Annotated in this window: 20 protein-coding genes and 1 riboswitch; of the genes, 12 read left to right on the top strand and 8 right to left on the bottom strand. The window is 67.4% G+C overall.

Annotated features, from left to right (window positions below; all coding sequences use genetic code 11):
- Position 1 precedes the first annotated feature (1 nt).
- The 9 genes from AC5Y39_RS02035 (at position 2) to mnhG (ending at position 9,880) form a co-directional block, all read left to right on the top strand.
- Positions 2–715 carry a phosphatidylserine decarboxylase gene (locus tag AC5Y39_RS02035; protein WP_500016046.1) on the top strand — a complete coding sequence of 238 codons (714 nt, stop codon included), beginning with the start codon at positions 2–4 and terminating at the stop codon, positions 713–715.
- Positions 712–1,563: a CDP-alcohol phosphatidyltransferase family protein gene (locus AC5Y39_RS02030; protein ID WP_500016045.1), complete on the top strand. Its 852-nt coding sequence runs from the start codon at positions 712–714 to the stop codon at positions 1,561–1,563. The genes AC5Y39_RS02035 and AC5Y39_RS02030 overlap by 4 nt, the downstream gene beginning before the upstream one ends.
- Position 1,564: 1 nt before the next feature.
- Positions 1,565–3,721, top strand: coding sequence for an AAA family ATPase (locus AC5Y39_RS02025; protein ID WP_500016127.1), 2,157 nt, complete (start codon positions 1,565–1,567; stop codon positions 3,719–3,721).
- A 78-nt stretch (positions 3,722–3,799) separates the two neighbouring features.
- The gene (locus AC5Y39_RS02020) at positions 3,800–6,658 is read left to right on the top strand and encodes a Na+/H+ antiporter subunit A (RefSeq protein ID WP_500016044.1); all 2,859 of its coding nucleotides are present in this window, start codon (positions 3,800–3,802) and stop codon (positions 6,656–6,658) included.
- Positions 6,655–7,128 (top strand): Na(+)/H(+) antiporter subunit C, encoded by a 474-nt coding sequence (locus AC5Y39_RS02015; protein WP_500016043.1) that lies wholly within the window; start codon positions 6,655–6,657, stop codon positions 7,126–7,128. Before AC5Y39_RS02020 ends, AC5Y39_RS02015 begins: the two co-directional genes overlap by 4 nt.
- Positions 7,125–8,720 carry a Na+/H+ antiporter subunit D gene (locus tag AC5Y39_RS02010; protein ID WP_500016042.1) on the top strand — a complete coding sequence of 532 codons (1,596 nt, stop codon included), beginning with the start codon at positions 7,125–7,127 and terminating at the stop codon, positions 8,718–8,720. Before AC5Y39_RS02015 ends, AC5Y39_RS02010 begins: the two co-directional genes overlap by 4 nt.
- Positions 8,717–9,250 carry a Na+/H+ antiporter subunit E gene (locus tag AC5Y39_RS02005; RefSeq protein ID WP_500016041.1) on the top strand — a complete coding sequence of 178 codons (534 nt, stop codon included), beginning with the start codon at positions 8,717–8,719 and terminating at the stop codon, positions 9,248–9,250. Before AC5Y39_RS02010 ends, AC5Y39_RS02005 begins: the two co-directional genes overlap by 4 nt.
- Complete coding sequence (locus AC5Y39_RS02000) at positions 9,247–9,525, top strand: monovalent cation/H+ antiporter complex subunit F (RefSeq protein ID WP_500016040.1); 279 nt, start codon at positions 9,247–9,249, stop codon at positions 9,523–9,525. Before AC5Y39_RS02005 ends, AC5Y39_RS02000 begins: the two co-directional genes overlap by 4 nt.
- 25 nt (positions 9,526–9,550) lie before the next feature.
- Positions 9,551–9,880, top strand: a complete 330-nt coding sequence (gene mnhG / locus AC5Y39_RS01995; protein WP_500016039.1) for a monovalent cation/H(+) antiporter subunit G — start codon at positions 9,551–9,553, stop codon at positions 9,878–9,880.
- 6 nt (positions 9,881–9,886) lie between these two features.
- Here mnhG and AC5Y39_RS01990 read toward each other — a convergent pair whose 3' ends face one another.
- From AC5Y39_RS01990 to napA, 5 genes are read right to left on the bottom strand one after another with little or no spacing between them, the layout of a single operon-like run.
- Positions 9,887–10,525 carry an LON peptidase substrate-binding domain-containing protein gene (locus AC5Y39_RS01990; protein WP_500016038.1) on the bottom strand — a complete coding sequence of 213 codons (639 nt, stop codon included), beginning with the start codon at positions 10,523–10,525 and terminating at the stop codon, positions 9,887–9,889.
- Entirely contained in the window at positions 10,525–11,661 is a 1,137-nt protein-coding gene (locus AC5Y39_RS01985; protein ID WP_500016037.1) for a glutamate--cysteine ligase, read from the bottom strand. The genes AC5Y39_RS01990 and AC5Y39_RS01985 overlap by 1 nt, the downstream gene beginning before the upstream one ends.
- Complete coding sequence (gene sodC, locus AC5Y39_RS01980) at positions 11,645–12,343, bottom strand: superoxide dismutase[Cu-Zn] (protein ID WP_500016036.1); 699 nt, start codon at positions 12,341–12,343, stop codon at positions 11,645–11,647. The genes AC5Y39_RS01985 and sodC overlap by 17 nt, the downstream gene beginning before the upstream one ends.
- A 10-nt stretch (positions 12,344–12,353) precedes the next feature.
- A complete protein-coding gene (locus AC5Y39_RS01975) occupies positions 12,354–12,812 on the bottom strand; it encodes a LytR C-terminal domain-containing protein (RefSeq protein ID WP_500016035.1) in 459 nt (152 codons plus the stop codon).
- A 40-nt stretch (positions 12,813–12,852) separates the two neighbouring features.
- Positions 12,853–13,161 (bottom strand): nucleoid-associated protein NapA, encoded by a 309-nt coding sequence (gene napA, locus AC5Y39_RS01970; RefSeq protein WP_499905523.1) that lies wholly within the window; start codon positions 13,159–13,161, stop codon positions 12,853–12,855.
- Between the two features lie 126 nt (positions 13,162–13,287).
- On the opposite strand from napA, the gene AC5Y39_RS01965 reads away from it, so the two are divergent.
- Together AC5Y39_RS01965 and AC5Y39_RS01960 are read left to right on the top strand one after the other, a co-directional pair.
- Positions 13,288–13,881, top strand: a complete 594-nt coding sequence (locus AC5Y39_RS01965; protein WP_500016034.1) for a peptide deformylase — start codon at positions 13,288–13,290, stop codon at positions 13,879–13,881.
- 16 nt (positions 13,882–13,897) lie between these two features.
- Complete coding sequence (locus AC5Y39_RS01960) at positions 13,898–14,704, top strand: exodeoxyribonuclease III (RefSeq protein WP_500016033.1); 807 nt, start codon at positions 13,898–13,900, stop codon at positions 14,702–14,704.
- Between the two features lie 274 nt (positions 14,705–14,978).
- On the opposite strand, the gene AC5Y39_RS01955 is transcribed toward AC5Y39_RS01960, so the two are convergent.
- The 3 genes from AC5Y39_RS01955 to AC5Y39_RS01945 form a co-directional block, all read right to left on the bottom strand.
- Entirely contained in the window at positions 14,979–15,299 is a 321-nt protein-coding gene (locus AC5Y39_RS01955) for a hypothetical protein (RefSeq protein ID WP_500016032.1), read from the bottom strand.
- 57 nt (positions 15,300–15,356) lie between these two features.
- Positions 15,357–16,712: a DUF5933 domain-containing protein gene (locus AC5Y39_RS01950; RefSeq protein WP_500016031.1), complete on the bottom strand. Its 1,356-nt coding sequence runs from the start codon at positions 16,710–16,712 to the stop codon at positions 15,357–15,359.
- A 78-nt stretch (positions 16,713–16,790) separates the two neighbouring features.
- Positions 16,791–18,542, bottom strand: a complete 1,752-nt coding sequence (locus AC5Y39_RS01945) for an MFS transporter (protein WP_500016030.1) — start codon at positions 18,540–18,542, stop codon at positions 16,791–16,793.
- A gap of 143 nt (positions 18,543–18,685) precedes the next feature.
- A riboswitch (TPP riboswitch) is annotated at positions 18,686–18,797 on the top strand.
- Between AC5Y39_RS01945 and thiC the strand changes: the two genes are divergently transcribed.
- Positions 18,789–20,372, top strand: a complete 1,584-nt coding sequence (gene thiC, locus AC5Y39_RS01940) for a phosphomethylpyrimidine synthase ThiC (protein ID WP_500016029.1) — start codon at positions 18,789–18,791, stop codon at positions 20,370–20,372. (Overlaps the previous riboswitch by 9 nt.)
- Positions 20,373–20,440 lie beyond the last annotated feature (68 nt).

The following is a 20,440-nucleotide window of genomic DNA, read 5'->3' as shown; positions in this document are numbered from 1 at the left end:
AATGGCAAGACGCCCACATCTCCCGGCTGACGACTCCGAGTCGGAAGCCTCCCGGCTCATCGAGCTGGTCCGTTCGACCGTTCCGCCGATGCACCCCGCGGGGTTGCCGTTCGTCTCGGCGGGTCTCGCGGTCGCGGCGGCCGGGGCCAGGAACCGGTGGCTGCGCACGACGGGCCTGTCGGCGGCCGGCGCGTTCGCGCTGTTCTTCCGCCACCCGGCCCGGGTGCCACCGGACCGTCCCGGTGTCGTGGTGGCCCCTGCCGACGGGCAGATCACGCTGGTCGACACCGCGGTGCCGCCGGCCGAACTCGGGTTGCCGGAGCAGCCGATGCCGCGGGTCAGCATCTTCCTGTCGCTGTTCGACGTGCACGTGCAACGGGTTCCAGTCGCCGGTGAGGTGGTCGCCGTGCGGCATCGGCCCGGCGCGCACGGGTCCGCGGACCGGCCGCGTTCCAGCGCCGAGAACGAGCGCAACAGCATGTGGATCCGCACACCGGACGGCCATGACGTGGTGGTCGTGCAGATCGCCGGGGTGCTGGCACGCCGCATCGTGTGCGACGCGCGCGCCGGCGACAAGCTCAGCATCGGCGACACCTACGGCCTGATCCGCTTCGGCTCCCGGCTGGACACCTACTTCCCCGAAGGGTCGACTGTGCCGGTCAAGCCGGGCCAGCGCGCGATCGGGGCCGAGACCGTCATCGCCGAACTGCCATGACCACACGGGTGAGCAAGCGGCAGAAGAGCCTCTACCTGCTGCCCAGTGCGATGACCGTCGCCGCCATCTGCCTCGCGCTGACGTCGGTGGTGTGGGCGCACGACGGGGACCTCAAACCGGCTCTGGCGCTGCTGGCCGTCGCCGCGATCCTCGACGCGCTCGACGGTCGGATCGCTCGCGTTCTCAAGGCCACCTCACGCATGGGTGAGGAGATCGACTCGCTGGCCGACGCGGTGAACTTCGGCGTCGCGCCGGCGTTCATCGTGTACTGGACCCTGCTGTCGGGATCGCAGGTCGGCTTGATCGTGGTGCTGCTGTACACGTCGTGCATCGTGCTGCGGCTGGCGCGGTACAACGCGGCGCTCGACGAAGAGCAGCCCGCGTACATGAAGGACTACTTCGTCGGCATGCCGGCACCGGCCGGGGCGATCGGCGCGATCGGACCGCTGGCCGTGCAGCTGCAGTTCGGTCACGGCTGGTGGACGTCGGAATGGACGGTATCGCTGTGGATGATCGGCGTGTCGCTGCTCGTGGTCAGCACCATCCCGATGCGCAAAGTGCACACCTTCTCGGTGCCGTCGAACATGGTGGTGCCGCTGCTGGCGTTGCTGGCATTGGGCATCGCCGCGTCGATCAAATTCGGGCCAATCGTGTTGATGGTGATCATCGTCAGCTACGTCATCCACATCCCGTTCGCCTGGCGCAGCAACCGCTGGGCCGCAAACCATCCCGAAACATGGGATGACAAACCGCGGCAGCGCCGGGTACAGCGCCGCGCCAGCCGCCGGGCTCAGCAGCCGCATCGCCGATCGGTGGCGCGGCTGGGCCTGCGCCGGCCGCAGCGGTGACATGGCGCCGACCCTGACCCTGACCGCGCGGCTGAACACCTCCGCGGTGGATTCGCGACGCGGCGTCGTCCGCCTGCACGCGGAAGCCCTTGCCGCCCTTGGCATCAGGGAATGGGATGCGGTGTCGCTGACCGGCTCGCGCACCACCGCGGCCGTGGCGGGGCTGGCCGGTGCCGACGTGCCGGCCGGCACGATCCTGCTCGACGACGTGACGCTCTCCAACGCCGGGCTGCGCGAGGACACCCCGGTGATCGTGGCGCCGGTGACGGTGTACGGCGCCAAGTCGGTGACGCTGGCCGGGTCCAACCTTGCGCGGCAATCCATTTCGCCGGCGACGCTGCGGATGGCATTGCTGGGCAAGGTGATGACGGTCGGTGACACGGTTTCGCTGCTGCCCCGCGACCTGGGTCCCGGCACGTCGACGTCGGCGGCCAGCGCAGCGCTGGCGTCGTCGGTCGGCATCACCTGGACCTCGGAGCTCTTGACGGTCACCGGCACGGACCCGGCCGGGCCGGTCAGCGTGCAGCCGAACTCGTCGGTCACCTGGGGCGAAGGCGTGCCGACGGCCGCGCCGCGCGCGGTCTCCACCTACCAGCCGGCCACACCGCCGGTCGCCGTCGCCGACCTCAAAGGCGCCGAAGCCCAGGCGGCGAGGTTGGCCGAATGGTTGCGGCTCGCGCTCGACGAACCCGAACTGCTCCGAAAGCTCGGAGCCACAGCCAATCTCGGCGTCTTGGTGTCCGGTCCCGCGGGGGTCGGCAAGGCGACGATGGTGCGCGCCGTCTGCGCCGACCGCCGGCTCGTCGAACTCGACGGCCCCGACGTCGGCGCGCTGGCGGCCCAAGAACGACTCAAGGCAGTGGCCGACGCGGTGGCCAAGGTGCGCGACGGCGGCGGAGTGCTGCTGATCACCGACGTCGACGCGCTGCTGCCGTCACCGGCTGAACCGGTGAGCACGCTGATCCTGGCCGAGCTGCGCACCGCGGTGGCCACTGACGGCGTGGCGTTCGTCGCGACCTCGCAAGCGCCTGACGTGCTGGACCCGCGGCTGCGCTCACCGGAATTGTGCGACCGCGAACTCGGCTTGAGCCTGCCCGACGGCGCCACCCGCAAGGCGCTGCTGGAGGTGCTGCTTCGCGGCGTGCCCGCCGAGAATCTGAATCTTGACGAAATCGCTTCCAAGACACCAGGATTCGTGCGAGCCGATCTTGGCGCGCTGGTGCGCGAGGCGGCACTGCGGGCGGCGGCTCGCGCCAGCGAAGCGGACACACCGCCGGCGCTGACCCAGGACGACTTCACCGGCGCGCTGACGGTGATCCGCCCGCTGTCCCGGTCGGCGACCGAGGAGATAGCCGTCGGCGGGGTCACGCTCGAAGACGTCGGCGACATGGCCGACACCAAGCAGGCGCTCACCGAAGCGGTGCTGTGGCCGCTGCAGCATCCGGAGACGTTCGCGCGCTTGGGAATTCAGCCGCCGCGCGGAGTGCTGCTCTACGGCCCACCCGGATGCGGCAAGACGTTCGTGGTGCGCGCGCTGGCCAGCTCGGGCCGGCTGTCGGTGCATGCGGTCAAGGGTGCCGAGCTGATGGACAAATGGGTGGGGGCTTCGGAGAAAGCGGTGCGCGAGTTGTTCCGTCGCGCCCGCGACTCGGCGCCGTCGCTGGTGTTCCTCGACGAGATCGACGCGCTGGCGCCGCGGCGCGGCCAGAGCTTCGACTCCGGCGTCACCGACCGGGTGGTGGCGGCGCTGCTGACCGAGCTGGACGGCATCGAGCCACTGCGCGACGTCGTCGTGCTCGGTGCCACCAACCGCCCGGACCTCATCGACCCTGCGCTGCTGCGGCCGGGCCGGCTGGAGCGGCTGGTGTTCGTCGAGCCTCCGGATGCAGATGCCCGCCGCGAGATCCTGCGCACCGCGGGCAAGTCCGTGCCGCTGTCGGCGGACGTCGACCTGGACGCAGTCGCCGCCGAGCTGGACGGCTACAGCGGCGCAGACTGCGTCGCACTGCTGCGGGAAGCGGCGCTGACCGCGATGCGGCGCTCGATCGACGCGGCCGACGTCACCGCCGCCGACGTCGCGGCGGCGCGGGAGAAGGTGCGGCCGTCGCTGGACCCGATGCAGGTGGACTCGCTACGGGCGTTCGCGGCCGGCCGCTGAGCCCCGTTAGACCGGCGCCCAGTCGTCCAAGAGGCCAAAAGGAAAGCCCAAGCCGCGTCCGTAGACTGAGTTCACCCCATGCTCGCCATCCTGCTCGCCCACACGGTCGCTGCCGTGGTGGCGCCGCTGCTGGTGTACCAGTGGGGCCGCAAAGCGTTCTACCCGCTGGCAGTCGTCCCGGCCGCATCGCTGATCTGGGTGGTGCTGCACTGGCCGAAGCCAACCGACGTCTACACCGAGCACATTCCGTGGGTGCCCGAGCTGTCGATCAGCCTGGATCTGCGCCTCGACCCGCTGTCGGCGGTCATGGCGGTGCTGGTCCTGGGCATCGGCGCGCTTGTGCTGTTCTACTGCGCTGAGTACTTCCACCATCACGACGGGCGCACAGAGCACCGTCTGCCCAGTTTCGCCGCCGAACTCGTCGCATTCGCCGGCGCGATGTTCGGTGTGGTGGTCAGCGACAACATGCTTCTGCTCTACATGTTCTGGGAGCTGACCACGGTGCTGTCGTTCCTGCTGGTGGCGCACTACGCCGAGCGGGCCACCAGCCGCCGCGCCGCGATGCAGGCACTGCTGGTCACCACCGCCGGTGGCCTGGCCATGCTCGTCGGCATCATCGTGCTCGGCCACACCGCCGGCACCTACCGGCTGTCCGAACTGGTCGCGGATCCGCCGTCCGGGGCGGTCACAAGCGTGGGCCTGACGCTGCTGCTGGTCGGTGCGGTCAGCAAGAGCGCGCTGGTGCCGCTGCACTTCTGGCTGCCGGGCGCGATGGCGGCGCCCACACCGGTCAGCGCCTACCTGCATGCCGCCGCGATGGTGAAGGCCGGCGTGTACCTGGTTGCGCGGCTCACCCCCGGCTTCGCCGACGCGCCGCCGTGGCGCCCGACCGTGGTGATCCTGGGGCTGGCCACGATGCTGCTTGCCGGCTGGCGCGCAGTTCGCGAGTACGACCTCAAGCTGATCCTGGCATTCGGCACCGTCAGCCAACTCGGCTTCATCACGCTGCTCGTCGGCGCCGGCGGCGGCGACCTCATGCTCGCCGGGCTGGCCCTGTTGGTGGCGCACGCGTTGTTCAAGGCGACATTGTTCATGGTCGTCGGCATCATCGACCACTCCACCGGCACCCGCGACATCCGCCGGCTCGCGTGGCTGGGCAACCGCAACCGGGCGTTGTTCGTCGTCGCCGCGTTCGCCACCGCGAGCATGGCCGCCGTACCGCCGTTTCTGGGCTTCGTCGCCAAAGAGGCCGACTTCGAGACGCTGGCACACAGCGCGTCGCTCGGCTCCGCCGCTCCGGTGGTGCTGGCTGCAGTGGTGCTCGGCTCGATCTTCACCACCATCTACAGCTTCCGGTTCCTGTGGGGTGCGTTCGCCCGCAAAGGCCGCAGCGAGCCCAGCTCACTGGTGCTCCACATGCACCGGCCGTCGGCGAGTTTCCTTGTGCCACCGGCAATCCTGGCCGCAGTCAGTTTGGCGCTCGGCTTGGCGCCCGGATGGCTGGACGACGTGCTCGACGACTACGCCGACGTTCTGCCCGGCGAACACACCTACACGCTGTCACTGTGGCACGGCGTCAGCTTGGCCCTGGTGCTGTCGGCGGTAGTGCTGGTTGCCGGCGCCGGGGCGTTCGTGCTACGAGATCGCTTGCGGCGCATGCGCATTGGCTGGCTTCCGCTGGGCAATGCCGACCGTGGCTACGACGCGGTGGTGCGCGCAGCAGACCGCCTTTCGCTCAAGGTCACCGCTGTGACGCAGCGCGGCTCGATTCCTGCGACACAGGCGGTGATCCTCTCGACGCTGGTACTGCTGCCGGTTGGTGCGCTGCTGTTCGGCGCCCGCGACCGCCCGCAGTTCCGGCTCTGGGACTCCGCACTGCAGCCGCTGGTGGGCCTGTTGATCGTCGCAGCGGCGGTGGGGACCACAATCATGCGCAACCGGCTGGCCGGCGTACTGCTGGTCGGAATCACCGGCTACGGCTGCGGCGTGATCTTCGCGCTGCACGGTGCACCGGACCTGGCGCTGACCCAATTCCTCGTCGAGACACTGACTCTCGTGGTGTTCGTGCTCGTGCTGCGTGCACTGCCCGCCGAGGCGCCGGCCACGAACATCAGGCAGCACCGGTGGAAACGCATCACGCTCGCGCTGGCCGTGGGCGCTAGCGTCACAACGCTCGCCGTGTTCGCAATGGCGGCGCGCACCGGCGCCTCGATCGCGTCGGTGCTGCCCACGGCCGCCCACCAGCGGGGCCACGGCTCCAACACCGTCAACGTGCTGCTCGTGGACATCCGCGCGTGGGACACGCTCGGCGAGATCATGGTGCTGCTGGTCGCGGCCACCGGTGTCGCGTCAATGGTGTTCCGGCACAGGCGCTTCGGCGCCGCACCCAGAGTGTCCGATGCTCCGCACCCGGCACCGGTCAGCAGCGACGTGACGTGGCTTCGCGGCAGCGAGCTGCGCGACCCGCGCCACCGCTCCCTGGTGCTGGAGGTCGCCACCCGGGTGATCTTCCCGTTGATCATGGTGCTGTCGGTCTACTTCTTCTTCGCCGGGCACAACACGCCCGGCGGCGGATTCGCGGGCGGGCTGACCGCCGGGCTGGCGTTGGTGCTGCGGTATCTGGCCGGGGGCCGCTACGAGCTCGGCGAGACGCTGCCGATCGACGTCGGCAAGGTGCTGGGCGTCGGGCTGGCGCTGTCGGTGGGCACCGCGGTGGGCTCATTGCTGTTGGGTGCACCGGTGCTGTCGTCGGCGCTGATCGAGGTGGACGTCCCGGTGCTGGGCCATGTCAAGTTCGTCACCGCACTGTTCTTCGACCTCGGCGTCTATCTGATCGTCGTGGGGCTGGTGCTCGACGTGCTGCGCAGCCTGGGCGCACGGCTGGACGACGAACTCGCCCCTGGCGCAGCCGAATCCAGAAAGGCGGCATTCCGATGACCACCTCGTTGGTTCCTCTCGCGCTGATCGGCGTGCTCACCAGCTGCGGGGTCTACCTACTGCTCGAGCGCAGCCTCACCCGAATGTTGCTGGGGCTCTTGCTGATCGGCAATGCGGTGAACCTGCTGATCCTGTCGGTGGGCGGGGCGTCGGGTAACCCGCCGATCTTCGGGCGCACCAGCGCCGGCCGCACCACCACCGCCGACCCGTTGGTGCAGGGCATGATTCTCACCGCAATCGTGATCACCATGGGCGTCGCGGCGTTCGTGCTCGCGCTGGCGTACCGCTCGTACCGGCTCACCACCGCGGAGGAAGTGGGCGACGATCCCGAGGACACCCGCGTCTCCCAGCAGACAACCGACGAGTCCGACGACGACGTCGTTCACCCCGAGCCGGACCACGACGCCGACGAACCCGCCGAACTCGACGCGCTGCCCGCCTACTCGCAGAAGGCGCAAGAAACCTCGTGAGCGTCGCAGCCACCCTCACTCCGCTTCCGGTGCTGATCCCCGCCGGTGGGGCGGCGCTCACGATGTTCGTCGGTCGCCATCCTCGTTTGCAGCGCACAATCAGCCTGCTCGCGCTCGGCGCCGTCGTCGCCGTCTGCGTCACGTTGATCTATCTGACGGACCGCGACGGCACCGTCGCCGTCCACGTCGGCGGATGGGGGCAGACAGTGCCAGGCCTTGGGCCGCTCGGGATCACGCTCGTCGTGGACCGGCTCTCGGCGCTGATGATGGTGGTTTCGTCGATCGTGCTGCTGGCCGTGGTGCTCTACGCGATCGGCCAGGGTATCCGCGACGGCGACCACCGCCAGCCGGTGTCGATCTTTCTGCCCACCTACCTCGTGCTGTCAGCCGGTGTGTGCGGTGCGTTCTTGGCCGGTGACCTGTTCAACCTGTTCGTAGGCTTCGAGGTGCTGCTGACCGCAAGTTTCGTGCTGCTGACCGTCGGGGCCAGCGCGGACCGGGTGCGCGCAGGCATCGCGTACGTGATGGTGTCGATGGTCTCGTCGCTGATCTTTCTGCTCGCGATCGCGCTGATCTACGCGGCGACCGGCACGCTGAACATGGCCGAGCTCGCGGTGCGGCTTGACAGCGTCGCGCCGGGTGTGCGCAGCGCGCTGTTCGGGGTGCTGCTGGTCGCCTTCGGTATCAAAGCGGCGGTGTTCCCGTTGTCCACCTGGCTGCCTGACTCCTACCCCACCGCGCCCGCGCCCGTGACCGCCGTCTTCGCCGGACTGCTCACGAAAGTCGGTGTGTACGCGATCATCCGGGCTCATTCGCTGCTGTTTCCCGGCGGCGGGCTGGACACGGTGCTGTTGGTAGCGGCGCTGGTGACCATGCTGGTCGGGGTGCTCGGCGCGATCGCGCAGAACGACATCAAGCGGTTGCTGTCGTTCACGCTCGTCAGCCACATCGGTTACATGGTCTTCGGCATCGCGCTGGCCACCCGGCCCGGCATGTCCGGAGCGATCTACTACGTCGCCCACCACATCGTCGTGCAGACGACGTTGTTCTTGGTTGCGGGGCTCATCGAGCGACAGGCCGGGGCGTCGACACTGCGCCGGCTCGGTGGTCTGGCCAGTGCGAGCCCTCTGCTGGCCCTGCTGTATTTGATACCGGCGCTGAATCTCGGTGGCATTCCGCCGTTTTCGGGGTTCCTCGGCAAGGTCGCGCTGCTGCAGGCAGGGGCCAGCGACGGGTCGGTGCTGTCGTGGGTGTTGGTGGGTGGTGCAGTCACCACGAGCCTGCTGACGCTGTACGCCGTGTCGCGGGTGTACAGCAAGGCGTTCTGGCGTCCGCGCGCAGACGCACCCGAGGGCGCGCTGTCCAGCGCCGGTCCGACCGTGCTTCTCGACGACGCCGACGAGGACGTCTCGTTCATCGACCGCGACGACGTGGGCCGGATGCCGTTCGGCATGCTGGCGCCGACGATGGCGCTGATCGCGGTGGGACTGGCGTTGACGTTCTTGGCCGGGCCGTTTTTCTCCTATGCCGACCGTGCGGCCGCCGAGGTGCTCGACCGCGACCGCTACATCACGGCGGTGGTGTCCCGATGAGCCGGCGGTGGGCCTTGCGGGTGTGGTCGATCTGCTGGCTGGTCGCGGTGTGGATTCTGCTGTGGGGCACGCTTTCTGCCGCCAATGTGCTCAGCGGGCTGGCGGTGGCGCTGCTGATCGTCGTGCTGCTGCCGCTGCCTGTGGTGCCGGTGGAGGGCCGTTTACATCCCCTGTCGCTGGCCCGGGTGAACCTGGTGATCGGCCGCAATCTGGTGGTGTCGAGCCTGCAGGTGGCATGGCTGTCGATCAAGCCCGGACCGCCGCCGATGAGCGCGGTGCTGCGGGCCAGACTGTCGCTGAAGTCGGATCTGGTGCTCGCGCTTGCAGTGCATGCGATCAACGTCACGCCGGGCACGATGGTGCTGGAGATCGACCGTGACCGGCGCCTGGTGTACGTCCATGTGCTCGACGTCGGCTCCCGGCGTGCCGTCGACCGGTTCTACCGCGAGGTCGCAGAGCTGGAGCGGCTGCTGATCGCGGCGTTCGAGCGCGACGAAGACTGGAAACCCGCCGTCGAGGAGAACGCATGACCACCGTCTGGATGATCGCGGCCGTCATGCTGACTGCCGCAGCCGGACTCACCACCTTTCGAATTTTGGCCGGCCCCAGCACATTGGACCGGTTGGTGGGCGTCGACACTCTGGTTGCCGTGGCGATGTGCGGCTTGGGCACTTGGGCGGCGTTCAGCCTGGATTCCACGGTCGTGTACGGAATCACCGCGCTGTCGTTGATCAGTTTCGTCGGCTCGGTCAGTGTCGCGCGGTTCCGGGTGCCCGACGTGGCACCGGAGGACCGGGGCCGATGAGCGCTCGCGCGAAGAGCGACGGAGGATGAACGTGCTGGACGTGGTGACCGCGGTGGTGGTGTTGACCGGCTCCGCGCTGGCGTTGACGGCCTCGATCGGTGTGGTCCGCTTCCCGGACACGCTGTCGCGCATGCACGCCGCCACCAAGCCTCAGACCTTCGGGATGCTGTTGGTGTTGCTGGGCGCGGCGATTCAGCTGCGCGGCAACGTCGACGTCGGAATGCTGATCCTCACCGGCATGTTCACGTTGATCACCGCGCCGGTGGTCGCCAACCGCGTGGGGCAGCTGGCATACCGCGAACGAAACGTCCGCGACGACCTGCTCACCGTCGACGAACTGGACGAGGACAGCTGACTGGGCTCAGTCCGGCAGCTGGAAGTCGATCAACGCGGCCATGGTCTCGACCGCTTCGGAGATTGCCTGCAGCCGCGCGTACGGCGACGGCGCCGACAGCACCGCGTAGCGGTCCGCCTGGCCCATCGGCACCGTGGACGCCAGCGCGTACAGCTTTTCACCCGGGGTATCGGCGAGTGTGACGCCCGCGAAAAGCATGTCCCGCGGCGGCATTTCGGCTCCCCTCGCCGCTGCGAGCCGTTCGAACAACGACATCACGCGGTCGGCCAGAACTTGGATCGCCTCGTCGGTGACAGGCTCGCCGGGTTCGTCGGGCCAGCTGTGCACCACCGCACGCGGATACGGGTCGTCGGGCAGCCAGCGCTGTACCCGGATGCGTTCGGACACCCGACACCGCAACGTGTACTTCCCCGCCCCGAGGGCACGATGCTCGACGATGCGTGCCAGCGCTCCGACGTCGTAGCGGTCGTCGCCGCCGCCGACCTCCCGGCCAGCCGCGATCAACACGACCCCGAAAACCGGGTCGTCGGCTGCCAAACAGTCGGCGACCAGTTGCGAATAGCGCGGTTCGAAGATTCGCAGCGGCAGGTCGTCGTCGGGCAGCAGCGCCACCTCGAGCGGGAACATCGGCAGCTCGCGCTCCATCAGATGTCCAGCTCGCCGACCAACGCGTCGACCACCGCCCGCAGGTCGCCGTCGTTGTCCTCAGCGATGCGTCGCTGCCTCTGGTACGACGCGCCGACCTTAAGAATCTCTGCGACAGAAGCGAGTTCGTCGGCGCAGCCCAATGACTGGGCGACCGGCTCGAGCCGGGTCAGCAGGTCGTCGAGGTCCTCGGTGACCAACCGTTCGTTGCTGTCGGCGTCGAGGATGATCACCGCATCCAGCCCGTAACGGGCTGCGCGCCACTTGTTTTCCTGTACATGCCACGGCGGCATCACGGGCAGCGACTCGCCGGCGTCCAGACGCCGGTCGAGGTCCACCACCAGACAGTGCGTCAACGCCACCAGCGCGGCGAGCTCACGCAGGTTGGACACGCCGTCGAAGATCCGCACCTCGACGGTGCCCAGATGCGGAGAAGGTCTTACGTCCCAACGGATTTCGTCGATGTGGTCGATGATGCCGGTCTTCTTCTGGTCGTGGACGAATCCTTCGAACTGGCTCCACGTGCGGAACTGGAACGGCAGACCGGCCGTCGGCAGTTGCTGGAACATCATGGCCCGGTTGCTGGCATAGCCGGTGTCCTCGCCGGCCCAGAACGGCGACGACGCGGAGAGCGCCAACAAGTGCGGGTACTGGTTGAGCAACGACGAGATGATCGCCATCACCTTGTGCGCCGAGGAGATGCCGACGTGCACGTGCACTCCCCAGATCAGCATCTGGCGTCCCCACCACTGTGTGCGCTTGATCAGTTCCGCGTAGCGCGGAGCGTCGGTGAGCTTCTGCGCCGACCACTTGGCGAATGGATGGGTGCCGGCACAGAACAGCTCCATGCCGTGACCGCGCACGATCTCGCGCGCGGTGACCAGCGTGGCGCGCAGATCCTCTATCGCCTGCGGGGTGGTGTCGCAGACACCGGTGACGAACTCCACGGTGTTGCGCAACAATTCCTTGTGCACCTTGGGGTTCTCGCCGATTTCGGCGATCACCGTGGCCGCTTCGTTGGACAGGTCGCGGGTCTCGGCGTCGACGAGCGCGAACTCCCATTCCACGCCGACGGTGGGACGGGGCGACGCAGCGAAGTCGATCCGGCGTCGGGTCTTGCTACCCGGTGATGACACCGCAGGCCAACCGCTTACCCGCGTCACCGGTAGCGAGCGTCTCAGCGTCGGGGCCTGCCTCGCTGTAGCGGGTGGGGATGTTGGAGAAGTTGTCGGCCTTCTCGTGGATGATGATCGCGGTGCCCTGCCCGGCGAGCAGCTGTTCGGCAGTGAAGCCGTCGGTGGTGGTCACCAGCTTTGCGGCGCCGTTGGAGCGCACTTGAAGCGAGGTGAGGTCGCCGCTGGCGGGATGGCTGTCGTGCCCGGGAACTTGGAAGTGGCCGCCGGCGGAGAGGAAGTCCCCTGGCGGGCCGCCGGTGGGTGCCACCGAGTTGGCCTCGCATTTGCCGACCTGGTGGATGTGCATGCCGTGGAAGCCGGGCGACAACACGCCGTCACTGACCGTCTCGACGGTGACCGTGGCGTAGCCGTCCGAGAACTCGATCGTGGCGGTGGCGACGGGCTTGCCGGTCGGGTTCGCCAGCTGCGCGGTGAGCTTCTTGCCCTGGCCCGCCGGCGCGGGGGCACCGGGCGACTGCGCCCCCGGCGAGTGGGTGGGCGACGCCGACGGCGACGAGGCGCCCGTCCAGACCGGCGGCGTGGTGCCGGGACTGGTGCTCGGCTTCTGGTTCGGGCTGCAGGCGCTCAATGCCAGAGCGGGGACGGTCAACAGGATGGCAGCGACTGTGGCGGGTTTGACCATGGCAGGAAGCCTATCCGGTGACGGTCACGATGACGCCGGGCGGCAGGTTCGCGAGTTCGGGGCGCCGGGCCTCCACCGGTGCGTTGTTCAGCAGCTTGGCCACTTCCTCCGCCGACTCCTTCTCACCCGGAGCGTCGGTGAACCACACCGTGGTGGCGGTGACGTCGGGCAACTCGAGGGTGTTGGGCTCGACAGTGACGGACCAGCCGGCTTGCGTCAGCTGGTCGCCGGTGCGCGCGGCGGCGCCCTCCACCTGGGAGATGTTGTAGACGAGCACGGCGGCCTTGGCCGGGGCGGCCGTCGTCGTGGCGGTCGTGGTGGTGGCCGCTGACGTCGCCTGATCGCTGGACTTATCACCGGACACCGCCGCCTGAATTCCCAGCAGCAGAAACAGCACGGCGAGGAACAGCAGCACCATCACCATGGCCCGCAGAGGCAGGCCGCGGGAGTCGGGTACGCGCTGATTCATCGTGCCCACTGTAGCCAGGGCATCGGATCGGCCGGAGAGCTCAGGTGAGGTCGAAGCCCAGTCGGCGCGCCGCCCTGGCCTTCTGCCGGCTGGCTCGCAGCCGGCGCAACCGCTTCACCAGCATCGGGTCGGCGGCCAGCGCCTCGGGCCGGTCCACCAACGCGTTGAGCACCTGGTAGTAGCGAGTGGCCGACATGGAGAACAACTCCTTGATGGCTTCTTCTTTGGAGCCGGCGAACTTCCACCACTGTCGCTCGAACGCGAGGATGTCGTGTTCTCGGCGAGTCAGCCCGTCGACGGGTTCAGCGTCATCATCCGACTGCTTTGCCCGCGCCATGGCGCCGTCCATATCGCTCCTCGGACCCCTCTGCAGAACTTCGATGACATCCCGTGGGTTTCGGCAAGCATTCAATCACGGTTGACTGCACGCACGCGTCAGCCGAGCCCGCGAGTCGGCTGACTAAGCTGTTCGTCCGTGACCGTGCTGCCGATCCGGATCGTCGGAGATCCCGTCTTGCACAACCCGACCAAACCCGTAGAGGTCGGGCCGGACGGGTCGATCCCCGAGGATGTGCGCAAGCTGATCGCAGACATGTACGAAACCATGGAGGCGGCGAACGGAGTCGGCTTGGCGGCCAACCAGGTTGGCGTGCCGCTGCGGATTTTCGTTTACGACTGTGCCGAAGCGCGCGGTAAGACGGTGCGCCGCAAGGGCGTGGTGATCAACCCGGTGCTCGAGACATCCGAAATCCCGGAAACCATGCCGGATCCCGAGAACGACGACGAGGGCTGCCTGTCGGTGCCCGGCGAGTCGTTTCCGACGGGCCGTGCGAAATGGGCGCGTGTGACGGGTCTGGACGCGGACGGGTCGCCAGTGACGTTGGAGGGCGAGGATCTGTTCGCGCGGATGCTGCAGCACGAGACCGGGCATCTGGACGGTCAGCTGTATCTCGACCGGCTGCTCGGCCGGCATGCGCGAAGTGCGAAGCGCATGCTGAAGTCGCACGGCTGGGGAGTTCCGGGGTTGTCGTGGACGCCGGGTGAGGTGCCCGATCCGTTCGGCCACTGAAACGTACGCTTGAGCCGTGCGACTGGCCACCTGGAACGTCAACTCGATTCGCGCCAGGCTGCCACGTGTGTTGGATTGGTTGCAGCGCGCCGACATCGACGTGCTGGCGATGCAGGAGACCAAGTGCTCCGACGAGCAGTTCCCGACGCTGCCGTTCTTCGAGCTGGGCTACGAGGTAGTGCATTGCGGGTTCAATCAGTGGAACGGGGTGGCGATCGCCTCGCGCGTGGGTGTCGACGACGTGCAGGTGGGTTTCGAAGGTCAGCCGTCGTGGAGTGACTCGCCTGAAGTCGAAGGCAAGGCCGAAGCCCGTGCGCTGGGTGCGACATGTGCGGGCGTTCGCGTCTGGAGCCTTTATGTGCCCAACGGTCGGGTGCCGGATTCGCCGCACTACTACTACAAGCTGGAATGGCTTGCGGCGCTGAGAGATGCAGCCCGCGGGTGGCTGGCGGACGACCCGGACGCGCAGATCGCACTCGTGGGCGACTGGAACATCGCGCCCACCGACGACGACGTGTGGAGTGTGGACTTCTACAAGAACAGCACGCACGTCACCGAACCGGAGCGACGCGCGTTCCGTGAAATCGTCGACGCTCAATTCGACGATCTGGTAAGGCCTTTCACGCCTGGGCCGGGCGTGTACACCTATTGGGACTACACGCAGTTGCGGTTCCCGAAGAACCGTGGCATGCGGATCGACTTCATCCTCGGCTCCCCAACGCTGGCCGCGCGGGTCGCGCATGCGGAGATCGTTCGCGATGAACGAAAAGGCAAGGGACCCAGCGATCATGCGCCCGTGCTGGTCGAGCTGACCGAGGCGTAGGGCAGATACCAGGCTCGGCGTCCGCCGAGAACACACTTGTTGACGGGATTTCGGCGAACTGGCGCAAACAAGTGTGTTTTCGGTGCCCTCAGACAGAAGGTATCTCAATGGCGCGAGCGCCGATTGATGTACCCGAGCAACATCAGTGGTATGCCGACGACAGCGAACAGCACAAACCAAGGGCTTCCGCCGATGACTCCGCAAACTGCGGCCGCGGCGTAACAAATGCAGCTGACGACCGTGACGACAAGTTGCCATGACATCGCTTGACTTCCTACCGTGTTGCGCAGTCGATCAACGCGGCGGCCGACCCGCCCATGCCGGCCACGCCCGCGGTCCCCTGAGCGACGCCAATGGGAGTGATCGGTGGAATCAACTCCGGAATCGAGGCGATCAGTTCACCCGTGCTCGCGACAAGCACCAGCGTGCCGCCCGCCCATTGCAAACCACTGCATCCTTGGTGTCGGGCCGCGTATGCCTGCCGCAACGCCTCGAGCACCACCGGGTCGGTCGGCGGCCGTTGCTCCAGTTGAGCGACGATTTGATCTATGACCGGCTGACCGGGAATTGGTGGCGGTGGCGGTCCGGCTTGCACGGGCGGCAGCATCAAATCGGTCGCATTGAACCGCGCCGGCCGACAGTTGGTGACGACTCACCCATACAGCGCGTCCGGCTGCGGCTGATTCGCATCCGCGGCCGCGCGTCGCGTCGTCGTCCACGACGGGACCATGACACCGGCGCGCGCAAAGAACGTCGCATAGAACGCCCAACCGAAAAGGGCCAGAGCTCCAAGCATCAACGGCCCGAACAGCTGCGGATAACGCGCCATCGGCTCGGCGAGGTAGCGACAGCTCAGCAGCAGAACCGCCAGGAACGACGCACCGCCGGCGACCAAGCCGATCCGCGACCAGCTTCCGCCGCGCACCGGCTCGCGCAGTGCCGATTCCACTGAAAGGCACAGGACCGTCCCGGCAATCAGGTCGACGCCGTAGTGGTAGCCGAATCCCAGCGTCGCCGCGACGGTGCACACCAACCAGAAGGTGCCGCCCCACCTCAGCAGCCGCGGCGCCTCGCGTGAATGGATGAAAAGCGCCATCGCCCAAGCGGTATGCATCGACGGCATGCAGTTGCGAGGTACCAAGTCGTCGAACGCGATGGGCGCCGGCACGATGTTGACCGGCGGCAAGATGTGCGGCCAGTAATCGCCTACTTGGAGACCGTCGCCGGCAGCGCTGAACGCAAACAGGGGACCCACCAACGGAAATACGACATAGAGGACCGGCCCCACCAATCCGAGCACCAGAAACGACCGCACCAGAAAGTGCCGCGGCCAACCGGCGCTCGTCACATTGCGCAATTGGTAGATCGCGACTACCAGTGCGGCAGCGGGCAATTCGATGTACACCCAGTGCAGCACCCCCGACACCGCCGGTCCGGCCATGTCCACCAACCGGCCCATGAGCCACGATGGTTGCGCCAGTGCATGATCGGCCAACAGCGCGTACTGATCCCACACCCTCGGCCGAATCATCGCGGTGACGCGCAGCCACGTGTCACCGACCTTGGTGGCCAGAATCAGCAAGAACCCGAACGCGATTGCGCGCAATGCGGTGCTGCGCTGATCACCGGTCCAGCGCCACCACACCACCACCGCCAACCCGGTGAGAACGATCAACGGCCCGTTGCCGACGGTGAATTCTCCGCCCCGCGCCAGCCGCTCGGCACAGAACATCACATCGAGTCCGGCTGCCAACGCCAGCGCCGCAACTCGCCACCGAACGCCGACGCCGACCATCGCGACGCCCAGCCCTACCCACGGCACCGTGGCCGACTTCGGCGTGGCTACGTAGTCGCCGAGAAGGCTGTGCAGCGGACCCTGAAATCCCGCACTGCTGGCGACGGCCTGCAGGACGACCAAAAGCAGGACGATCGCTACGACGAAAAGGGTGACCCAGGTGCGTGCCGACGGCATGCGCCACTGCACGGGACGCACGTCGCCGATGAACATTTGTCGAATCTTAGGTGCCCGACCGGCGTCGACGGAATGACTTCAAGATCACGGCCCCGCTACGGCGCCGCCGCGGACTCAGATTTCGTCGGCGTAGCGGCCCGGATTGAACAGCGACGCCAGCGCGCCGATCAGCATCAACACCGCGGCGGCGACGAACACGACCGTCAGCCCGGAGTGGAACGGCCCGGAGATCAGCTCGGGAAAGAACGACTTACCGGTGAGCACATCGGCGTTGACGCCCGGCTCCTGCAGCGCATGCGACGGGCCCAGCAACTCGCCGATCGGGTTGTAGCCCAAAAACGCCGCGAACAGGCTGCCGACGGGCGGCAGGCTGGCGACCTCGTGCGCCACCGTCGGCGATACCCCTTGCTGCTGCAGCCCTGTGTTCAACGCGTCGGGCAGCGTGTTGGCCAAGCCGACGATCATCAGCGAGAAGAAGATTCCGATGGACAGCGACGAGCCGGCGTTGAAGAACGTCGACCGCACACCTGAGGCCGCGCCGCGCTCCTCGGCCGGCACGCTGGACATGATCGCAGCGGTGTTGGGCGCGGTGAAGATTCCGCCGCCTAGGCCGTTGAGGAACACCAGCACCGCGAACAGCCAGTAGTTGAAGTTCACCGGAATCAGCACCAGTGCTACGAATGTGGCTGCCATCAACAGCATTCCGCTGACCGTGAAGGGGCGCGCCCCGAACCGGTCGGCCAGCGAACCCGCCACCGGCCCGGCGATCAGAAAGCCGAACGTCATCGGAAGCATGTAAATCCCCGCCCACAACGGCGTGGACTCGAAGCTGTACCCGTGCAACGGCAGCCAAATGCCCTGCAGCCAGATGATCAACATGAACTGCAGTCCGCCGCGGCCGACCGACGACATCAGCCCGGCCAAGTTGCCCATTCCGAACGACGTCGACCGAAACAGCCGGATGTTGACCATCGGCTGCGGTGCCCGCAGCTCGACGAAGCAGAACGCGACCAACAGCAGGACACCGAAGACGATCGACCCCAGCACCCACGGATTCGTCCAGCCCGTCGGATGACCTCCGTAGGGCTGAATGCCGTACGTGATGCCGGTCAGCACGACGGTCAAACCCACGCCGAACGTCACCGTGCCGGGCCAGTCCAGCCTGCCCCGTCGTCGCACCCCGATCTCATGCAGCGAACGCACACTCCAGACCGTGCCGAGCACGCCGATGGGCACGCCGACCCAGAAGATCGCGCGCCAATCCCACTCCGAGAGCACGCCGCCGATCAGCAGCCCGAGAAATGACCCCGCGACGGCGGCGACCATGTTCACTCCGAGCGCCATGCCCCGCTGGTTGGCCGGGAACGCATCGGTGAGGATCGCCGCCGACGACGCCATCAGCATCGCGCCGCCGACGCCTTGCACCACGCGCCAGGCGATCAGCCACAGCGCGCCCCCGCCGAGATGGAAAGGGTCGAACGACAACGCGATCGCCGCGACCGTGAACACCGCGAACCCGGCGTTGTAGATCCGCACCCGCCCGTACATGTCGCCGAGGCGGCCGAAGAGCACCACCAGCACCGCGGTGACGACCAGATAGCCCATCAGCATCCACAGCAGGTAGCTGACGTTGGCCGGGGCGAGCGGGTTCAACCCGATGCCGCGGAAGATGGCGGGCAGCGAGATCAGCACGATCGACGCGTTGATGGTCGCCAGCAGCATGCCGAGGGTGGTGTTGGACAGCGCGATCCACTTGTAGCGCGGGTGGTCGCGATCCCACCGCCGTCGCCGGCGGTCCGTCTCCGCGACGGCAATCGCCGGGTTGGTGATGATGGGGGTGTCAGCCATCTCTACGTCAGTCGTCATCGTCGTCAGTCATCGTCGTCGTCAGTCATCGTCGTCGTCAGTCATCGTCGCGTGCACAGAAAACGCATATGTTAGCTATACAAATGAACCGAGGCCAATCGGTATTCCGTCGCCACCGCCGCTGCGCTAGCGTGGGACCGGTCAACCGACCACGCGGGAGCGCACGCGAAGTGTGCTGAGAGGGCGGCTATCGCGCCGTCGACCGTACGAACCTGACCGGGTAATGCCGGCGTAGGGAGATGTGTAATGACCGATTCCGCTGTCGCCGTCGACACCGCCACCGTCACCACCGGACCCATCGAGGGCAGCACCAAGATCTACCGCCGGCTCGACAACGGCGCCCGGGTGCCGTTCCGCCGGGTGCACCTGTCCAACGGCGAGCACCTCGACCTGTACGACACCTCGGGTCCGTACACCGACCCCGAGGCCCGCATCGACCTGTCGGCGGGCCTGCCGCCCCGGACCGGCATTGTGCGCGACCGCGGCACCCAGCTGCAGCGCGCACGCGCCGGCGAGATCACCGCCGAGATGGCGTTCATCGCCGAGCGCGAGGGTGTGCCGGCTGAGCTGGTGCGCCACGAAGTGGCCCGCGGCCGCGCGGTGATCCCGGCCAATCACAACCATCCCGAGTCCGAGCCGATGATCATCGGCAAGGCGTTTTTGGTGAAGGTCAACGCGAACATCGGCAACTCGGCCGTCACGTCGTCGATCGCCGAAGAGGTGGACAAGATGGTGTGGGCCACCCGCTGGGGCGCCGACACGATCATGGACCTGTCCACCGGCCGCGACATCCACCAGACCCGCGAATGGATTCTGCGCAACTCACCGGTGCCCGTCGGCACCGTGCCGATCTACCAGGCTCTCGAGAAGGTCAACGGCGATCCGGCAGCGCTCACGTGGGAGATCTACCGCGACACCGTGATCGAGCAGTGCGAGCAGGGCGTCGACTACATGACCGTGCATGCGGGCGTACTGCTGCGCTACATCCCGCTGACCGTCGACAGGGTCACCGGCATCGTGTCCCGAGGCGGCTCGATCATGGCGGCCTGGTGCCTGGCACATCACCGAGAGTCGTTCCTGTACACCAACTTCGAAGAGCTGTGTGAGATCCTGGCGCGCTACGACGTGACGTTCTCGCTTGGCGACGGGCTGCGGCCCGGTTCGATCGCCGACGCCAATGATGCCGCACAGTTCGCCGAGCTGCGCACGCTGGGCGAGTTGACGAAGATCGCGAAATCGCATGGCGTGCAAGTGATGATCGAAGGCCCCGGCCATGTGCCGATGCAAAAGATCGCCGAGAATGTGCGGCTGGAAGAAGAGTGGTGCGACGAGGCGCCGTTCTACACGCTCGGCCCGCTGGCCACCGACATCGCGCCCGCCTACGACCACATCACGTCGGCGATCGGGGCCGCGATGATCGCGCAAGCCGGCACCGCGATGCTGTGCTACGTCACGCCGAAGGAACATCTGGGCCTGCCCGACCGCAAGGACGTCAAGGACGGCGTAATCGCTTACAAGATCGCCGCGCACGCCGCAGACCTGGCGAAGGGGCATCCGCATGCCCAGCGCCGCGACAACGCGCTGTCGCAGGCACGCTTCGAATTCCGGTGGCGCGATCAGTTTGCGCTGTCGCTGGACCCGGACACCGCACGCGCATACCACGACGAGACGCTGCCCGCCGAGCCCGCCAAGAGCGCGCACTTCTGCTCGATGTGCGGGCCGAAGTTCTGTTCCATGCGCATCAGCCAGGACGTGCGTGACGCGATGGCGGACAAGTCGCGGGAGTTCATCGAGCAGGGCGGACGGGTGTACCTGCCGGTCACCTCATGACCGCCGCGCCGACTGTGCGGTTTCGCACTCGACACGCCGCTGCGGTCGTATGAAACCGCACGCTCGCG

The sequence above is a fragment of the Mycobacterium sp. NGS39 genome (assembly GCF_059812765.1).
Note: the sequence above shows the minus strand (reverse complement) of the source record. Positions and strands in the feature narration are given on the sequence as shown.